General features: G+C 57.3%; 14 protein-coding genes and 1 pseudogene. 12 read left to right on the top strand and 3 right to left on the bottom strand.

The window, feature by feature from the left end; genetic code table 11:
• Positions 1-53 precede the first annotated feature (53 nt).
• The 3 genes from F0A16_RS21260 to F0A16_RS21250 are packed head-to-tail and all read left to right on the top strand — an operon-like array spanning position 54 to position 3,007.
• Positions 54-737, top strand: a complete 684-nt coding sequence (locus F0A16_RS21260) for a hypothetical protein (protein WP_223119856.1) — start codon at positions 54-56, stop codon at positions 735-737.
• Positions 738-741: 4 nt separating this feature from the next.
• Positions 742-2,010, top strand: a complete 1,269-nt coding sequence (locus F0A16_RS21255) for an ISL3 family transposase (protein WP_149438026.1) — start codon at positions 742-744, stop codon at positions 2,008-2,010.
• 31 nt (positions 2,011-2,041) lie between these two features.
• Positions 2,042-3,007 carry a tyrosine-type recombinase/integrase gene (locus F0A16_RS21250; protein WP_223119855.1) on the top strand — a complete coding sequence of 322 codons (966 nt, stop codon included), beginning with the start codon at positions 2,042-2,044 and terminating at the stop codon, positions 3,005-3,007.
• A gap of 564 nt (positions 3,008-3,571) precedes the next feature.
• Here the strand turns inward: F0A16_RS21250 and F0A16_RS21245 are convergent.
• The gene (locus tag F0A16_RS21245) at positions 3,572-4,447 is read right to left on the bottom strand and encodes a helix-turn-helix domain-containing protein (RefSeq protein ID WP_149438024.1); all 876 of its coding nucleotides are present in this window, start codon (positions 4,445-4,447) and stop codon (positions 3,572-3,574) included.
• Between the two features lie 134 nt (positions 4,448-4,581).
• Here F0A16_RS21245 and F0A16_RS21240 point away from each other — a divergent pair, with 134 nt between their 5' ends.
• Positions 4,582-5,088: an SRPBCC family protein gene (locus F0A16_RS21240; RefSeq protein ID WP_149438021.1), complete on the top strand. Its 507-nt coding sequence runs from the start codon at positions 4,582-4,584 to the stop codon at positions 5,086-5,088.
• Between the two features lie 116 nt (positions 5,089-5,204).
• On the opposite strand, the gene F0A16_RS21235 is transcribed toward F0A16_RS21240, so the two are convergent.
• A complete protein-coding gene (locus F0A16_RS21235) occupies positions 5,205-6,152 on the bottom strand; it encodes a LysR substrate-binding domain-containing protein (protein ID WP_149438019.1) in 948 nt (315 codons plus the stop codon).
• A gap of 412 nt (positions 6,153-6,564) precedes the next feature.
• Between F0A16_RS21235 and F0A16_RS21230 the strand changes: the two genes are divergently transcribed.
• From F0A16_RS21230 to F0A16_RS21215, 4 genes are all read left to right on the top strand, one after another.
• On the top strand, positions 6,565-8,115 hold the full coding sequence (locus tag F0A16_RS21230) for a GMC family oxidoreductase (protein ID WP_149438017.1): 1,551 nt from the start codon (positions 6,565-6,567) through the stop codon (positions 8,113-8,115).
• A gap of 71 nt (positions 8,116-8,186) precedes the next feature.
• Positions 8,187-9,662, top strand: coding sequence for an aldehyde dehydrogenase family protein (locus F0A16_RS21225; protein WP_149438015.1), 1,476 nt, complete (start codon positions 8,187-8,189; stop codon positions 9,660-9,662).
• Between the two features lie 46 nt (positions 9,663-9,708).
• The gene (locus F0A16_RS21220) at positions 9,709-10,641 is read left to right on the top strand and encodes an amidohydrolase family protein (RefSeq protein ID WP_149438013.1); all 933 of its coding nucleotides are present in this window, start codon (positions 9,709-9,711) and stop codon (positions 10,639-10,641) included.
• Positions 10,642-10,681: 40 nt separating this feature from the next.
• A complete protein-coding gene (locus F0A16_RS21215; RefSeq protein WP_149438011.1) occupies positions 10,682-11,275 on the top strand; it encodes a nitroreductase family protein in 594 nt (197 codons plus the stop codon).
• 96 nt (positions 11,276-11,371) lie between these two features.
• On the opposite strand, the gene F0A16_RS21210 is transcribed toward F0A16_RS21215, so the two are convergent.
• The gene (locus tag F0A16_RS21210; RefSeq protein WP_149438009.1) at positions 11,372-12,838 is read right to left on the bottom strand and encodes an alginate export family protein; all 1,467 of its coding nucleotides are present in this window, start codon (positions 12,836-12,838) and stop codon (positions 11,372-11,374) included.
• A gap of 306 nt (positions 12,839-13,144) precedes the next feature.
• Between F0A16_RS21210 and F0A16_RS21205 the strand changes: the two are divergent.
• The 4 genes and pseudogenes from F0A16_RS21205 to F0A16_RS21195 all read left to right on the top strand — a co-directional run.
• A pseudogene (locus F0A16_RS21205) lies at positions 13,145-13,678 on the top strand (recombination directionality factor); the annotation flags it as partial.
• Positions 13,675-14,172, top strand: a complete 498-nt coding sequence (locus F0A16_RS21200; RefSeq protein ID WP_149438007.1) for a JAB domain-containing protein — start codon at positions 13,675-13,677, stop codon at positions 14,170-14,172. The pseudogene F0A16_RS21205 and the gene F0A16_RS21200, both read left to right, overlap by 4 nt.
• Positions 14,173-14,186: 14 nt before the next feature.
• Complete coding sequence (locus F0A16_RS21845) at positions 14,187-14,363, top strand: hypothetical protein (RefSeq protein ID WP_187776107.1); 177 nt, start codon at positions 14,187-14,189, stop codon at positions 14,361-14,363.
• Between the two features lie 1,354 nt (positions 14,364-15,717).
• The gene (locus F0A16_RS21195; RefSeq protein ID WP_223119854.1) at positions 15,718-17,250 is read left to right on the top strand and encodes a DEAD/DEAH box helicase family protein; all 1,533 of its coding nucleotides are present in this window, start codon (positions 15,718-15,720) and stop codon (positions 17,248-17,250) included.
• The last annotated feature ends 111 nt before the right edge of the window (positions 17,251-17,361 follow it).

Here is a 17,361-nt window from a genome sequence, read left to right as displayed (position 1 = left end):
CAGCTGTGCTGCTTCCTGTTTGAACTCAGGGCTGAAGGATCGTCGTTGTCTTCTTGCCATATGACACCTCGCTCAAGGTGGGAAGAATACCACCTACGCTGGTGTCCGGTTTCATTGAACCACTACAGATTGGCTTCAAGTCGGATTTGGGGCGTTTTTGTCGTACCTACTCCTATATCGCCCAACTGATTGATTTTGGCGACCCGGAGCTGGAGAACTTCGCCGCCTTCGCCAAGCTCTTGCAAAAGCGTCTATTGCACGAAGCACCTGAAACCGTGGACTTGACCGGCCTGGTGCTCACCGGTTTTGACATCAATGCTCGTTCAGATAACGCGGAGGACGAAGGCGAAACCCCGGTACTGCAACCGGTAGGTGCAGGCGGTGGTGGTGTGGCAGGCGACAAGCCGAAATTCGTCAAAGAGATTATTGAGCGGCTCAACAGCCTGTTTGGTGAGGCAACGCCGATTCAGGATCAGGTGGCCTTCGTGAATCAGATCTTTTCAATCGCCGGTGAAAGCGATGTGGTGATGGCTCAGGTGGAAAGCAACACCCGCGAACAGGCCATGAAAGGCAACTTGCCCGGCGCTGTTCAGCAAGCGGTAGTACGTGCTTTGTCCAGTCACCAGAAGCTGGCCACCCAGGTGCTCAAGTCTGATCGTCAGGGCATGGCCGCACTGGTTGACGTGGTGTATGACCTGCTGCGCGAAGGCCAAGACATCGACCTGGATATGGATTAAGCCGATGCTTGACCTGCTGAATCTCCCTGGCATAAAACCGGTGGATATGCGCCATGAGAGCAAGGGCCTTGTGATAGTTGCCGAGCCGGAAACGGTCGATGTACCGCTATGTGGGGACTGCAATACCCCCATGCACAAACACGGAACGCGCAAAAACAAGTTCATGGACACGCCGTTGTACATGGAGCCCGTCCGTCTTGAAGTTCAGCGCCCGCGCTTTCGCTGTGAGTTGTGCGGCAAAATGTCCATGCCGGAGTTGGGTTTTCTGGATGACAAACGCCGAGCCACCAAACGGCTGGTCGATGTCATTCGGCAACAGTGCCTTGGAACCACCTTCCATGCTTTAGCCGAGCAAACCGGCGTGGCGGTGAACACCGTCAAGAACATCGCTCATGACCTCATTGAGGAACTCTCCCAGACCGTTCGCTATGAAACCCCGGTCATCATGGGCATCGACGAAGTGAACCTGGCAGGCGGGTATCGCTGTGTAATTACCAACCTGGCAACCAACAACGTCTTTGATATGTTGGAGCATCGTACTCAAGAGCACCTGAAGCCCTTCTTCAAGGATTTACCGGACGCTGACAAGGTGGAATGGGTCTGTACGGATATGTGGCGGCCCTTCAAACGTTCTTTTGCTCAATACCTGCCCAACGCCAAGCTGGTTATCGACAAATTCCATGTCGTTAAAATGGCCTCCGAAGCGCTGGAAGTTGAGCGCAAGAACTATCAGGCTCAGCTAAGCAAAGAAGACCGGATTTACGTCAAAAAGTCCATTCGCTGGCTCACCCTGAAGCGGCCCGGTAACCTGACGCCCGCAGAACAAAAGGCGCTGGAGGTCGTGAAGCAGGCGATCCCAGAGCTTGCCGTAGCCTATGATTTCAAGGAAGCCTTCTTCTGCATCTACGATGAACCCGACAAGCAGAGCGCTCAGAACGCCTTTGAAGCCTGGGAGAACAGCTTGCCAGACCAAGGGCTAGTGGCATTCAAGAAGCTGGCCAAAACGGTTCACAACCATTACGACGACATCTTTGCCTACTGGGATGCACCATTCCCGATCACTAATGGTTACACCGAAGGGCTCAACGGTTTGATCAAGATGTCCAACCGATTAGGTCGGGGTTACAGCTACCCCATCATTCGAGCAAAGACGCTGTACTCCAAAGAAGCCCGAAAGGTCGGGAGTGGTATTCGAGCAGGTCACGGCAAGGTGGAATATGGGCCGCACATTCCGACGTTGTTGAAACAGGCAGAGAGTGGTGAGCTGGATTAACGCGAGAGAGTTGCATCAGAGAATCCAACCAATGTTAGATTCTGGTGAGGCAGCGAAAAACAGAGAAATCCAACCAGAGGCTACATTTGACCTGATCTCGAATCCAGGGTCAGAGCGAGGAAATTCCAACCCTAGAATGCAAATAGCCCATATCTTCCCTGATTTGGGCACCACTCCGATCTCAGTTATCAATGCCCCTCAGATCATCAACATGCTCCGGCCGCTCGAAGCCAAGGGCAGCCTTGAGACGGTTAAACGGCTGACGCAGCGACTCAACGAGATCATGACTTACGGGGTCAACTCTGGACTGATTCACGCGAACCCTCTAAGCGGCATCCGTTCCGTCTTCAAAAAACCGAAAAAGAAAAATATGGCGGCACTGCCCCCCGATGAGCTGAAAGAGCTCATGGTGGCAATTGCCAACGCCAGCATAAAAAGAACGACCCGCTGCTTGATCGAGTGGCAGCTGCACACCATGACCCGCCCAGCAGAAGCCGCAACCGCTCGCTGGGAGGACATAGATATCGAGAAGAAAATTTGGACGATCCCGCCTGAACGTATGAAGAAGCGTCGCACCCACATTATCCCGCTCACTGAACAGGCTCTCGCGCTACTGGAAGCAATCAAGCCATACAGCGGACATCGTGAATACGTATTCCCCGCAGACCGGAACCCTCGCACCCACTGCAACAGCCAGACCGCTAACATGGCACTAAAGCGAATGGGTTTTGAGGGGCGTCTGGTCAGCCATGGTATGCGCTCCATGGCCAGTACCATCCTCAACGAGCATGGTTGGGATCCCGAATTGATCGAGGTTGCGCTTGCCCACGTCGATAAAGATGCGGTACGTAGCGCGTACAACCGTGCGGACTACATCGAGCGGAGACGTCCGATGATGGCCTGGTGGAGTGAGCACATTCAGGAAGCTGCGACTGGCAATCTGTCGGTGTCAGTTATCCAGGAGAATAGGGACAGAAAAGTCGTACCGATACGCTGATCAACAATAACTGCCCCGTAGTAGCAGGTCACAACAGGCTCCTCACGACCCATAGCGGCGTTCGCGAACGCCAACCATCGGCCAAAATTGGAATTCAACTTTTTTCAGATAGCCAGCCCATTGCAGACATAGGTACATTTTGGACATCGTCAACGCCGTCGGCGGTGATTACTTGCTGACGCTGACAGAAGTGCCTGGTCCGCTGAAGCATCTCCAAGCGGGGCTGCAATTGGATGATGGTCAGCAGCGCCCCGACCTCATGTGTTGTGCCGTATGCTGGTGAATCTCGTGAAGAACGGCGTGAAACTCTCCGGCAGCGTGAAAATCCGACTGGCCGTCGAGCACGGTAGCGGCTTGTCAATTTAGCATTCTCGACGGGGCCGGGCGTTGCCGAAGAGCAACTGGCGCCGAGGCTCGACCGCGTCGAAGCTCGCGTAATCGCAGCACCGGCGGCACGGGCCAAGGCCTGAGCCCGATCATCGCTCAACAACTGAGCCAGGCGATTGCGGGGGGCTTTGGGTGCGAACCTCGATCTCGAATTGGACGTAGCCCTGGCGTCTTTGCCTAAGCGCCCAAACCCCGAAACTGCGCCCGAAATGCCGCTGGAGTGAGCCCCGTCTCCTTGCGAAATGTAGTCGTAAGATGGCTCTGGCTCGATAGCCCACAACTGTACGCAACATCCGCCAGCGCCATTGCCGAATGGGCAAGCAACCAACGCGCGCGCCGCATTCGCTGGCACAGTACATAGCGTGCTGGCGAGGTTCCCAGCACCTGGCGGAACCCGGCTATCAGATGATGGACCGGAACATCCGCCGCGCCCGCGAGCCTGGTCAAGGTCAACGGCTCGTCGAGGTGTTCCTCGACGAAGCGCTGCACCTTGGCGACTTCCACTTTTCCTGCGCCATTTTCTGGCCTTGAAACCTGACGGTTCGCTGCATGAAGGCGCAGCATATGAAGCTTGAGCGCGTGGGCGATGCTCTCGCCGAACAGATCGCTCTGCCCATCGTCCGCTTCCATCAACTTCGCCAACTCGACCACGCAGCCGAACAAAAACGGGTCGACAACACCCAAACTCGCTCGGAAAGGCGTTATGTGTTGGTTAGACGCCAAGCCCTGTTCATCAGAGAAGCCGCCAGGCCGGAACAGCACATCTGCAAAGCGAACACGGTTCGCCTGATAAACCCCTGCGAAGCGCTCCCCGGCCGGAACAACCGACAGTTCCCCGAGCGTGGGCGCCCCCGTATAGAGGCTGCCTCGCCCAAGCCGCGCCTCCATTCTTGATGTCACGCCGCCAAGGTTGACGATCACCAGATTCTCGGCGTGCTCACTGACCCACTCCACCGGGTCGACGATTCGCTCCGACGAAACGGTTACCGAAACACCGGCCCATTCCCTGGTGATTTTGCGATTCCCGAGTATCGGTTGCTCTGCAGTTTGCATGGTTAAGCGGCCTTTTCGAATTTGAAATCAGCGTGCCGATGATGAAAGACGTCGACCGCTTGGTAGCACAACCTAGCAGCCGGACAGACGCCACCTTCCCTATCCATGGTCCGTATTAAAAAGAGGATTAGTGCATGAGCCAGTTACTCGTCGATGCAGGAGTCAATCGCAACGTGGTCTGTGCAGTCAGCGGTATCATCGAGAACTCCGTAGAGCGTGTTTTCGACTTCACTGTCGCCGAGGATGTCATCACGCGGTTTCTCAAAGGCGAGCCCGCCGTGACCGGGTACGAAATTCACCAAGGCCCGTGGGGGCAACCCGATGCCTACCGTACCGTGCACTTCGCAAACAACCATGCTCGGGAGCAGATCAACTTCTTTCAGCGGCCTTACCTGTTCGACTATCAACTCACCGAGTTCTCATGGGAGTTGAAAGAACTGTGTGACCTTGCCGTGGCTCAATTCCTGTTCCGCCCAGTAGGGCCGCGCACGTTCGTCAAATGGTTCTATCAGTTCCGTGCGCGAGATGCGCAATCCGTTCAGCCATTGCATGACTTCGCCTCCACTACCTGGCTCGCCTGGATGCAGTCCTATATGGACGCGACCAAGAAAGCGCTCGACAAAGACCCCTTCTCTGCCTGACGCGCTGGCGATCAAGGCTTCCTGCCAATCGACCCCACTCAGGTGCGGTCGATTTGGCGTGCTATTTTCCAGAGCAGTAACGCCCTATCAGAGAGCGCTGCCGGTCACTAATACGTTCATGAGGCAAGCGGGCCCCTGCAGGGAACAATGGGCAGCGGCAGCGCCAACTTCGGGACTTCTTCTGCAAGATGATCGAGAAAAGCACGCACCGATGGCAGCACGCCCTGTCGGCAGGGGATAAGTGTCGTCAGATGCCCCACCCCTGCGGTCCAGTCAGGAAGGATTCGACGAAGCGTGCCCGCCTGTACCGCTTCCCTGCAGATGTAGCTCGGCAGTGCGATGACGCCCAGCCCCATGATCGCGGCTTTTTGCAGCCCTGATACATCTTCGCTCACCAGCCTCGGTGCGAGTGGGATAACGACTTCGTCCATCGTCTTGTCCACATGCCGCAGATGCCACTCCATCGGTGCACCCGAGCGATTCATGAGTATTACTGAATGCGCAGGCAGTTCCCTCGGCGTAGTGGGTTCTCCATGAGCGGCCAGGTAGGCGCTTCCGGCAAACAGGTGCCATTCGATGGTGACGAGTTTGCGCTGCACCAGGTTCGAGTCCGGCAGCGGGTCGGAGTGGGCGCGGACGGCGACATCGAAGTTCTCCCCCACGATGTCCACTGCCCTGTCGGTCGCATGGGAGAACACGTCGACCTTTGGATATTTCAGCAAGAACTGGGCGATGATTTCCGACATCGCGAATTGCATCGTGGCAATGCCCACGGTACACCGCACCAGGCCGCTCGGTTCTGCAAGGTGCTGCCGTGCGACGGTCTCTGCCATTTCGGCTTCACGCAGCATGGCGAGGGCATGATGGTAGAAGTCGCGGCCAGCGGCGGTCATGGCGATATGACGGGTCGAGCGGTTGAGCAACCGCACGCCCAGGCTGTTTTCCAGCTTGATGACGCGAATGCTCAGCGTTGACTTTGGAATACCGAGTACTTGGCTGGCCGCCGTGAAGCCACCCCGTTCAACGATCTGAGTAAAAAGAAAAATATCGTTCAAATTCAGCATGGATAACTCGCCATCGTCTGCCTCGGGCCAGTGAAAATTCTTGCCGACTTTATTATGTAACCCTATTGCAACTTGACGGGCGCTTTGCCAGTTGCATTTAAACACGCGCGCTCCAATTAGTTCAGTCGAGACATTCGGCTGGTTCTAACTTATCTAAATAAATCTTTCGTCGTGAACCCAATTACAGCCTCGCCATTTCTCGCCAAGCCACGCTGTGCTTGGCATTGCGAAAGACCGGCGCGCTCTTCAAGCGATTGTTCATTGGTGTGGACTATCTGTCCACGGCCTTATGCCTGGTTGATCGAGTATTCGCCTGTCACCCTTTCTGCCGATTACGAATTACGTACTTGAGCGCTCAGCAAGGCGTTCTCGTGAGTGAACTCAACATGGATCGATAAATAGGAGGATATTCATGACGGCTAAGACGGCAATCGGACAGGTCATCGAAAATACCTACACCACGCGTCAAAAGCCTGCGGTCATCATCGTGGGCGGTGGTTCGGCAGGTGCAGCGCTTGCCGCTCGCCTTAGCGAAGACGCTTCGCGCCACGTTTTACTGCTAGAAGCGGGCCCCGATTTTTCGACCGACAACTACCCCCCTGCCTTGACCAGTGCTGCAAGCGTTGCACCAGCAACATTCGATTGGCAGTACACCAGCGATGACAAGGCCAACCTCGGCCATGACATTCCGACCCCGCGTGGCAAGGTGGTCGGCGGTAGCTCGGCGGTGAACGGCACGGTGGCGATACGCGCTCGACCTTCGGATTTTACCCGCTGGTCTGCACGAGGGATCGAAGGGTGGTCGTGGGATGACGTACTGCCGGTGTTCAAGGCGTTGGAGAATTGCCCCACTGGCGATACGCAATGGCACGGCCGCAGCGGCCCGCTGCCCATTCGCCAACGCACAATGGAGGAGCTTTCGCCCTCAACACGCGCCTTCATCGAAAGCGCTCAGGCCGTTGGCCTCGCCACTGTGGAGGACTTCAACGCAGCGCGCACCGACGGCGTGGGGCCCTACCCACTCAATGTTGTAGATGGCGTGCGGGTGAACACTGGCATGGCCTATCTCACCGCAGCGGCCAGGTCGCGCCCCAACTTGACGATTCTCGCCGATGCGCACGTTGACCGCGTGATCCTGGAAAACAAACGCGCTACAGGTGTGGTGCTCGCAACAGGCGAGGTGCTGTCAGGCGCACAGGTGATCCTTTGCGCTGGCACATTCGGCAGCCCGGCAATTCTGATGCGCTCCGGGATCGGCCCGGCTGAGCATCTGCAAAGCCTCGACATCCCAGTGGTGGCCGATCTTCCAGTGGGTGTGAAACTGCTAGACCATCCCATCTACTACAACGTGTACGCCCTCAAACCGACCCTCAGCGCCATGCTTCCAGCCGCCGGCGCACTGGTATGGACCCGTTCGAAAAACGCAGAGGCTGACGAACTCGACCTGCAGATATCCGCCACGCACTTCTTCGACCCCGCTAATAGCCCTACCGGAGCTGCGATCGTCTTGGCCTCTGCGCTGGTCTTGCCGCATTCCATCGGCAGCTTGCAGCTCGTATCCCGTGATCCCGAGGTTGCACCGCGCATTCGCTACAACTTTCTCGACGCCCCCTCTGATCTGGAACGGATGACCGAAGTGGTGCGTCTGACGCGCGCCATCGCCGCCAGCCCGCCGTTCGCCAACGTGGTCGACAGCGAGCTATTTCCGGGCCCAGGCGTGACCGACGAGCAGTTGCGCGAACACATCCACGCCAACGTCTCGACCTACGCACACCCCACCTCGACCGTTCCGATGGGCGCCGATAACGACCCTGCGGCTGTAGTTGACGCATGGGGAGAAGTGCGCGGCATTGAGGGCCTGCGCGTGGTCGACGCCTCGATCTTGCCGGAGTTGCCTTCGGTGCCGACCAACCTGACGACGATAATGCTCGCCGAACGTATCGCCGCCCACCTCAACGCCTGATTACCCATCGAATGCTCAGCCGAGCACGATCTCGGCTGAGTGTTCATTTTCAAGTCGCACAGGAGTGAAGCATGAGTACCAACACCGAACACGATCTCGCACACGCGTTGAACTGGATCGATGGCCAATGGGTAGATTCGGACAGGGTTCGCGAATCGATCAACCCGGCGACCTATGAAGTCATCGGGACCTATGCCGATGCTGGCGTGGACATCGCAGAAGCCGCCATCGCAGCCGCGAAGCGCGCGATGCGGGAAACCGCGTGGGTGCATGACCGCAAGTTGCGCGCCCGGGTGCTCGACAAACTCGCCGACGCCTTCGAGCGCAACCGCGATGAACTCATCCGCACGCTCTATACCGAGAACGGCAAGATTCAGCCGGACGCCACCTTCGAGGTCGATCTGTGCGCGCCGTCGCTACGCTACTTCGCCGGCATCGCCCGTACCGAATCCGGGCGTCTCGTGGAGCCGAAACCCGGGCGCATCGCCCTGATGATGCGCCAGCCGCTGGGCATCGCTTGTGTTATCGCGCCGTGGAATTCACCGGTGGTGCTGATGGTCCGTTCGCTCGCGCCTGCGCTGGCGGCGGGCTGCGCGGTGATCGTGAAGATGCCCGGCAAGAGCGCTCAGATCAACGCAATGATGGCGCGGATCTTCGCCGATGTACCTGAGCTACCGCGAGGCGTCATCAACGTGATGACCGATGAGGTGGGCGATGCTGCCAAGTATCTGGTGGCCTCTCCTGACGTGCCAGTCATCAGTTTCACCGGTAGCACCTCGACCGGTAAGGCCATTGCCAAGAGTGCGGCAGCCGAGGTGAAGCGTGTCGGCTTGGAGCTGGGCGGCAAAACGCCGTCGATCGTGTTCGACGATGCTGACCTGGACCTCGTGGTGCCCATGCTGGAGACCGCACTGACACGTTTCGCTGGGCAGTTCTGCGTCACTGGCCAGCGGGTGATCGTGCAGGAAGGTATCGCTGACGCGCTGCGCGAGCGGCTGGCGCAACGCCTGCGTGCCGTCAAAGCAGGGCCCGCCTCGGACACCTCCAGCGAGATGGGGCCAATGATTGATCGCGAGAACGTGCAGCGCGTCGATCAGGTGGTGGAGCGGGCCATCGCCGAAGGCGCCGAGGTCATCGTCCGGGGTGGGCCTGTGACGCAAGGCCCGTTGGCCAAAGGCGCTTTCTACATGCCCACGTTGCTTGAAGTTCGCGACTCAAACATGCAGGTGGTTCAGGAGGAAACCTTCGGCCCCGTCCTTACCTTGCAGCGCTTCAAGACTGAACACGAAGCGATCGCCATGGCCAACGACAGCCTTTATGGCCTCGGCTCCAGCCTGTGGACACGGGATATCGCCAAGGCGCTGCGCATCGCGCCGGAAATTCAGGCTGGCCTGGTCTGGATCAATGAATGGGCGGCACTCAGCGAAGACATCGAGGAAGGCGGCACCAAGCATTCCGGCCTCGGCCGCCTCAACGGCCCAACTGCGATCGACGACTTCACCGAGATCAAGACGATCACCTTCAGCCCCGGCCTGATGAAGGGCTGAGGAACCGACCCGCCAACGCGCGAACAGAAAAGGATTGGAAAAGGCTATGTCGAATCAAGCCCGAATAGACGTTCATCACCACATTGTGCCGCCGCAGTATCGGCAATGGCTGGCCGAGCACGGTATCGACTCGGCGGGCGGCACGCCCATGCCGCAATGGTCGGTTGAAACAGCCCTGGAGCTAATGGACAAGGCAGACGTCGCGACCTCGGTCCTGTCGCTGTCTACGCCTGGCGTGCATCTGGGCAGCGCCGCCGAGGCTCGGCGCATGGCGCGTGCCGTAAACGAATTCAGCGCCGAGGTCGTCGCTCGTCAGCCGAAGCAGTTCGGGTTCTTCGCGGTCCTCACACTACCTGACCTCGATGGTGCCCTTGCCGAGTTGGAATATGCGTTCGACCATCTGCACGCGGACGGCGTGGTACTGCTGGCGAATGCTCGCGGTACTTACCTCGGCGACCCGGAGTGGGAGCCTTTGATGCACGAACTGAACCGGCGCTCGGCCGTGGTATTCGAGCACCCCGCGGGGCTTCCCGGGCGAGGGGTTCCTGGCATTCCCGATTTCGCCGCGGATTACCTGCTCGATACCGCGCGCGCCGTGATCAATCTTGCCCGGAACGGCTGCATGGAGCGCTATCCCGACATCAAGATGATCCTGGCGCACGGTGGCGGCTTCTTGCCTTACGCGGCCGAACGCTTCGCCATCGCTTGCTCCCCCGACGGGACATTCGAAAGTGGTGTCGCCCGCCTACAACGTTTCTACTTCGACACGGCGTTGTCGAGCTCGCGCTGGGCACTGCCGAGCCTGACGGCGTTCGCTGACCCGGAAAAAATCCTGTTCGGTAGCGATTGGCCCTTCGCAAACACCAACCAGGCGCTGCACTTCGTTCAGCAAGCGGACGATTTCGACATGCCCGCGCAACTGCGAAGGGGCATCTCGCGGACGAATGCCGAGAAATTGTTCCCACGCTTAGCACGGTAATACGGCAGCGAACACGCCATTCACCTCAGGATGCAAAGCCATGATCATAGACACCTTCGCAAAACGCCGGTCGCAATACGCGCTGGGGCGGCAACACGCTTATGGGCAAGCACAGATCGAGCAGATCGTCCGCGATGCGGTCAGGCAGGCGCCATCGCCATTCAACTGCCAGAGCGCGCGGGTGGTAGTCCTCTTCGCGGGCGAGCATGAACGCCTTTGGGCGATCGTCAAATCCGCGCTGGCGGCCATCGTCGACCGCGAATCGGTACAGTTGTCCTTCGACAAGATCGATACGTCGTTCGCAGCGGGTATCGGCACCGTCCTGTTCTTTGAGGACAAGACGGTAATTCAGTCGATGCAGCGCCAATGGCCGCAATACGCCGAGAACTTCCCGACGTGGTCCGAGCAGTCGTCGGGCATGGCGCAATTCGCGGTTTGGACGGCGCTGGCCGAAGCCGATCTTGGCGCCAGCCTGCAGCACTACAACCCGCTAATCGACGAGGCGGTGAGGGCGCAATGGGCACTCCCGCACAGTTGGTCTCTGCGTGCCCAGATGCCCTTCGGCTCCAATCAAGGGCCGCTTCCCGAAAAGGCTTTCATGAAGGACACAGAGCGCTTTCGCAGCTTCGGCTAGTGCAACGCCCGAGCACCTCGCGTCCTTTCATGCCTGAACCGCAACGCCGCGCTGACGATGCCAACGTCAGCGCGGCGTTGCGGTTCAGGCATGCGATCAATAGCGAAAGTTCACGGTACTGCTGACCATGTGCAGGGTCCTCGCAGGCCCGGTGTCCTTGATAAAGGCACCTGCTTCGAAAGTACTCACCGACGCGGACAGGTTCAGCTCTTGCGTCGCCTGCCAGGCCGCTGCCAGTTCGAGTTGGTGGCCGATGTAGCGGGCATCGCTGTCCTTCCCGCTGCGTATCGGTGCGCCTGACATGGCATATATCCCGTCATCGGTGCTCTCCCGCCAGTAGGCGGTGCCGGTGAGCGAGACTGCGACGTCCACGCTGGGGTGCACCGTCAGCGACGGACGCAGCAGTTTCAGATTGCGCGGGCCGATGGGGGTCAACGCGCCAAAGTACTTACCCCTTGGAAACAGCGGATTGAAGGTCCCGAAGGTGGAGTCGTCCCGGTCATCGTCTCCCGAAATGAGGTCCGCAGCGAACCCGAGTTCAGGCTGAAGCGGCGTGTGCAGGAAGCGATAAGCCACCTCTGCCCCACCGCCCCACGCTTGCACGCGGTCGCCTGCAAATGTTCCGCGCTGGATCGAGCCCTCCATGTTCCAGTACCACGCGCCTTCATCACCGAAGAAGCGCCCACCGAAGGTATGCACCCGTTGCTTGCCGGTGCCCTGGTCGTAAAACGCCTCACGGTCTCGCAGGCCCACGTAATACAAGTCAATGCCCGTCGCTTGGCCTGGCTGCAGCCACTGGGTCGCATAGGCGCCCCATACCCGTTGCTGTTGCGATGGATCGTCATTGAAGTTTCCCGGCGCCGTGTCGACTGGGCGAGCGACGAACGTCGTCAACTGTCTGGTTGACGCCAAAAGCGTTGCCTCTACCCCGTCGAATGCTTGGGGTACGCCTGGACCGTAGCGATTGTCGATAAGCCTACCGGTGCCGAACGCCATCAGCTTGCGACCGACCGATACACGCAGCGCTGTCTGGCCCACCACCTTGGTTTCGATTTCGGCGAAGGCTTGAAGCATGTCCGCGCCCGTCGTATCGACCGGCGTCTTGGGGCGATCGGTGCCGGTCATCGTTGAGAAGATCGATTGAGCGAAAAGGCGCCACTCGCCAATGTGGATGTCCGCATAAGGCATGAGCCGATGCCAGAGGTAGTCGTCGTCGGGTTCCGAACCCCAGTTGGCGTTTCTGAAACTCTCGTAGCGTGACCGCGCTTCGAGCCCCGTGGTCAAGTAGACCGAGCGGGCTTGGTTGAGCGGGATATACTTGAAGGGCTCGGTCCAGCGCCCGGTTCGCAGCGCGGGGTCGGAGAGATATGACCAGTCCTCCGTGTAGCGCTCTACGGTGAGGGTGGGTGCTCGCTCTATGTCAGTGCTGACCTGTGCCTGCGCATCGTTGCGGGACGAGAGGATGGCCACGGCTAGCGCGATACTGAGCCTTACCGCTGACAGCGCATGCGTTGACGGCAATCTCATGTGCACAATGCCTGCGCTGTCGATTCCAATATCCATCACACTCCTTGCAGATTGAGAAGCCGATCGAGGGCAAGCCCAAGCAGTTGCCGCAAGATGATGGCAGCGCTGTATCGCTGCGGCCAACTGGTTTCCCGTAGACGCTCTGTCCAAGGAGATGGACGATTTTTATGGTGCTTTGGAGGGTGGTGTTTTCGCGCAGGTGCGCTTGGGAAGCCTGGTGATGCACAAACCGATCGCCGTCCGGGCGACGCTTCGCGGGCAAGCTCCCACATTTGTTGCCACGCGCCATCGCTTGTGTGAGTGGGGGTCAGCGTTGATGCTAGGTTTTAATTAGCTGGAGTAACTGACCCGCTGGGCACCTACGTGTTCCGCACCACCGGCTTCAACAGCCTCCGCACTCTGGCCGCACGGCTGCAGTATTTCCGGGCCATCTCCAGCGGCCGGCTGGCGTGCCTGCCCTTGGAACTACGCCTGCGCGGTAAATCCACCCGGCAGAGCCATGGCACGCCGATCTTCTACCTCGATATCACCGTTCGCAGCGGCATGGCGATGGAGGTGACCCTGCAGACTGCCCACAAACTGGAGGAGAACCTCCAAGCCGCCGGTTTCGATCAGGCTGCACTGGATGCGGCTGCGCCGCAGGAATCAGATAACGGCGCTTTCGAGAAAGACACCGAACAATGTGGCGGCGTCGTTGAGGAGTTTTACCCCAAAACAATCCTGCCCGAAGATCAACCGGAATATTCCGCTACACGCTCCACTCTAGCCAAAAACTGGAATCCCAGGCTAGGCACAGCGCCCCGCTGTACATCCTCAATTAATCATTTAACAGCAAGTCGCTTGCGCCTTGCTATTCGAAGGAGTGCATGCAAATGAAATTTCAGAAAATCAAAGCTGGCGAAAACGCTGAAAGCTACATCGCTCACTCACCTGTTACCGAAGCTGAAATCCTGCGCTTAGCCTTGCAGCTAGCAGCCCGACAGATGTTCAAAGGAAAACCGTTAACTGATCCATCACGATTAGCCGAACATCTCCAAATGCTTTTACAGGATTATGAGCATGAGGTATTTGCACTAGTGATGCTCGATAAAGGACGCCGCGTAATCTCTATTGAGGAGGTGTTCCTAACTACTCCGGATAGTGACCGTATTTACCCTCGCGAAGTGGTAAGGATGGCGCTCAGGCATAATAGCTCCGCTGTCGTACTGGTTCATTACCATCCATCGGGCGACCCTACCCCCAGCTCCGAAGATCGCTTAATTACTAAAATACTAAAAACCGCACTTGACCTAATTGGCATCCGCACGCTGGACCATATTTTTATTGGCAGTGAACGCTATATATCCCTTGATCAGTTGGATTGGATCTAAAGGAGACCCCCCGAATGAACCTGATCCGCTTTTTAGGCATTCTCTTCGTATTCATCTGCATGCTAGCCGGTTGCACCATCGTCATCGCGCTATTGGTAATTGCCGTACGGTTCTGGCCTGTGCTGCTGATCCTGGTTTTGACCCTCGCTCTATTCAACTGGTTGCTCCGCCGAATCGGAATCCAAGTGTAGTCCTGAAACAAAACCTCCAATGCACCTAAAAAGGTATCTGTGCATGATCACACGATACTTCCTCTAAAACTCACTCGAAGTATTGACCTGAGAAATAGCAGAGCCCCTGATACGCACCGCAGGAGTGCTGAACAGCTTTACTTAACAAATTCAGCGCGCATCTATCGAAGCAAAAAACCACCCTCTGATATACGGCAAGAATCCATTGAACCGTATCTACAACACATTCACCGAGGATTATCCAATATCGGCATATCGAAAAGTACACCAACGATTCTATTCAAGACGAACATCGCCTTCATTTTTAGGCAACGACCACCTGTGCCTATGCTGCGGAGTGAAACACGATAGACAACCTTTACTTGCATGATGATCTCCACCCTCTCCGCGACCATCGTGTCGTGGAGAGGATGACTATATTTTTTTGTTAAATTTTAACCCCACCGACCCAAAACCGCCCAACAAGCTAATCAACTCTAAAAACCATAAACCTACATACCTTAATCACTATCATATTTCTTTTTCGATATGCCCGCGCGCCTTCCGCACACCTGTAATAAGCTAGCAAATTAAATTCAGCGCTTTATTCTCCACACGATAGTATCCCGGGCTTGCGCCTAATCTGCGGAGGTACCATCACAATGATTAAGAAGCCACTTACCCAGGAACTTCCGATCTCTTTCTGAAGCCTGCACACATGATGCGCCCCGACGCCATATCGAAAAAGTCTCCTCTATCCCAAGCTGATATAACCCCCTAGTCCGCTTTGCTGCCCTGGTTGAAATAAGCATCACGGCCGCGGAGTCCCACCCTGCGTGCTTCGTTTTCCTGAATTACCATCGCAATAGCGTCAAGATCGTCGATTGAGAGCGCGAAAACCTCTGCCTTTGGCTCAAGCGACCTAAAGCCGACGTTTCAAAACTTTACCAGACACCATCGACGAAGCCATCACTCTGACTGCTCTTTGACTGGACTGCTGACTCGACGACTTCAACCTCTGGCGCAACCGTCCGCATCAGGTGCTGACGCCCCGTTTCGTGGCCTGACCCGGTATAATACCGGCCATGCCTTCGTCTCACGACTTCAATTGCCCTGCCTGCCTCATGGAGCGCCGCATATGGATGACGCCAGCCCACGCTCAACAATCTTCGCAGCTTTCTCAGCGATGACAGCACCATCCGCAATCAGTTTCTGTCGGGCAATTGCCTCAACTGTTTACTTCACTCGACAGAGAACCCACAAGCAAAGCGGGATACGCTGATCGCCGAGACTGCCTGGGATGGCGTGACTACGAAACTCTGACAAAGAGAAGCCCGAAGGCTGGCGTAGAAAATGATTTTCACTAGGAAGCGATATGACCACTACACCGCAAGAAGATGAAAGCGATGGGGTTCCACCAGCTAGCGCTTGGGTTCGGTTTTTGCGTAGCTACGGTCCGACATCGAACAACCTGACGATGTTCGACGAGTATGTTTCGAGCGCGCTTGGGCGAGCAAGAGTTAAGCCGATTAGCTTATCCGCGCCGCAGCTAGAGGACATGGTACGGCACATCGAATCTAAGGCCCTGGGGTCTATCTTGATCGCCGGAACTGCGGGGGATGGTAAAACGTACCACTGTCGTGCTTTATGGGAACGCATCGGCGGGGCCCCCAGGGATTGGGCAGCCAAGGGCAATGTGAAAGAGCTGCATCTGGCCGATGGGCGTTTGGCTGTCTTCATTAAAGATCTTTCCGAGTTCAATGGCGAGGAAAGCGATATCCCGTTGCAGCGGCTCGAAAGGTCTGTTCTAGAAGGTGAAAATTCCGAGATCGTGATCCTTGCCGCGAACCATGGCCAGATTCTTGATCGTCTCCGCGATTTGGGCAGGCGCCAAGATCGCACCCACCCACTTCGTAAGCCGCTTCAAGAACGCTTCTTACAGGCCGGCCCGGCGCCTGCTCGTCTAGCAGTGTTCGATCTCAGCCGCTCCACCAGCCGCAAGACACTAGAGGAGGTGGTTGAGGCAGTAGCAGGGCATCCGGAGTGGGAGAGCTGCAAACGCTGCGCACTCAAGGCAGACGGAAAAGTCTGCCCCATCGACGAAAACCGCCGCAGACTCTTGGGCGAGTCGGATGGCGGCCAGCTCTCTCGCCGCTTGGGAGATTTGGTTGAAATCGCGCGGCTCAATGGGCTACACCTCCCTATGCGCGACTTGCTCGCGCTTTGCTCGAACATGATCCTCGGCTGCTCCGATGCCAAGCATGCCAAGGAGAACCTGATGACCTGTGCCGATGTCGCAAAGATCCAGGAGAGCAGCGATCTCGGTAAAGCCAGCGTCTATGTCAACGCCTTCGGGGCCAATCTGCCCAAGCGAAGGGCTTCTGACCGCCCCATTTTCAAGGCGATGTCCAGCTTTGGCGTGGGAGATGAGTCGACCAATGCAGCTGACGGACTGCTAGTTTATGGCAAGGATGACTCGCGATTGCAAGCTGACTTCGCTCGTCTGATCGCAAGGGATCCTATCTACGGGGCCACGATCGCGTTCAGTACAGCCCAAGACGCCTATTTGGAAGGGTATGAGGGCGCCCGCTTAGAAGGAGGGTCGGCCGAGTTTCTGTCGATGCTCGAAAACCAGCGGCGCAGGCTCTTCTTCACTCTTCCGGATGGGGAGGCCGGCTATCCGCATTGGTCGATGACCGCGTTCCGCTTTGCTGGCGAATACTTAGAAATCATCAATGCACTTAAAGAAAAGAGGCCTGTCAGCGAGGTAGTTCGCGGGCGTATCGCCAAAGGCCTCAACCGTGTATTGACTGGCCTTCTTCTTGAAAATGTGGACCGCATCTTTATCGCCAGCTCGGGGGGCTTCACTCAAAGCCGGGTAAGCGTGCTTTGTGTAATGGTCAACTAATTCCGGACATTGAATTGAGTGTTTCTTCTGCTCGGACGGGCGATATGCCGCCGTTGTACTGATGCGGCCGTTGCCGATTGTAGCGCTCCATCAGATAGACGCTGATATCCT

This window comes from Salinicola corii, from assembly GCF_008298015.1.
Lineage (GTDB): Bacteria > Pseudomonadota > Gammaproteobacteria > Pseudomonadales > Halomonadaceae > Salinicola > Salinicola corii.
This window is presented reverse-complemented; position numbering and strand designations above follow the sequence as displayed.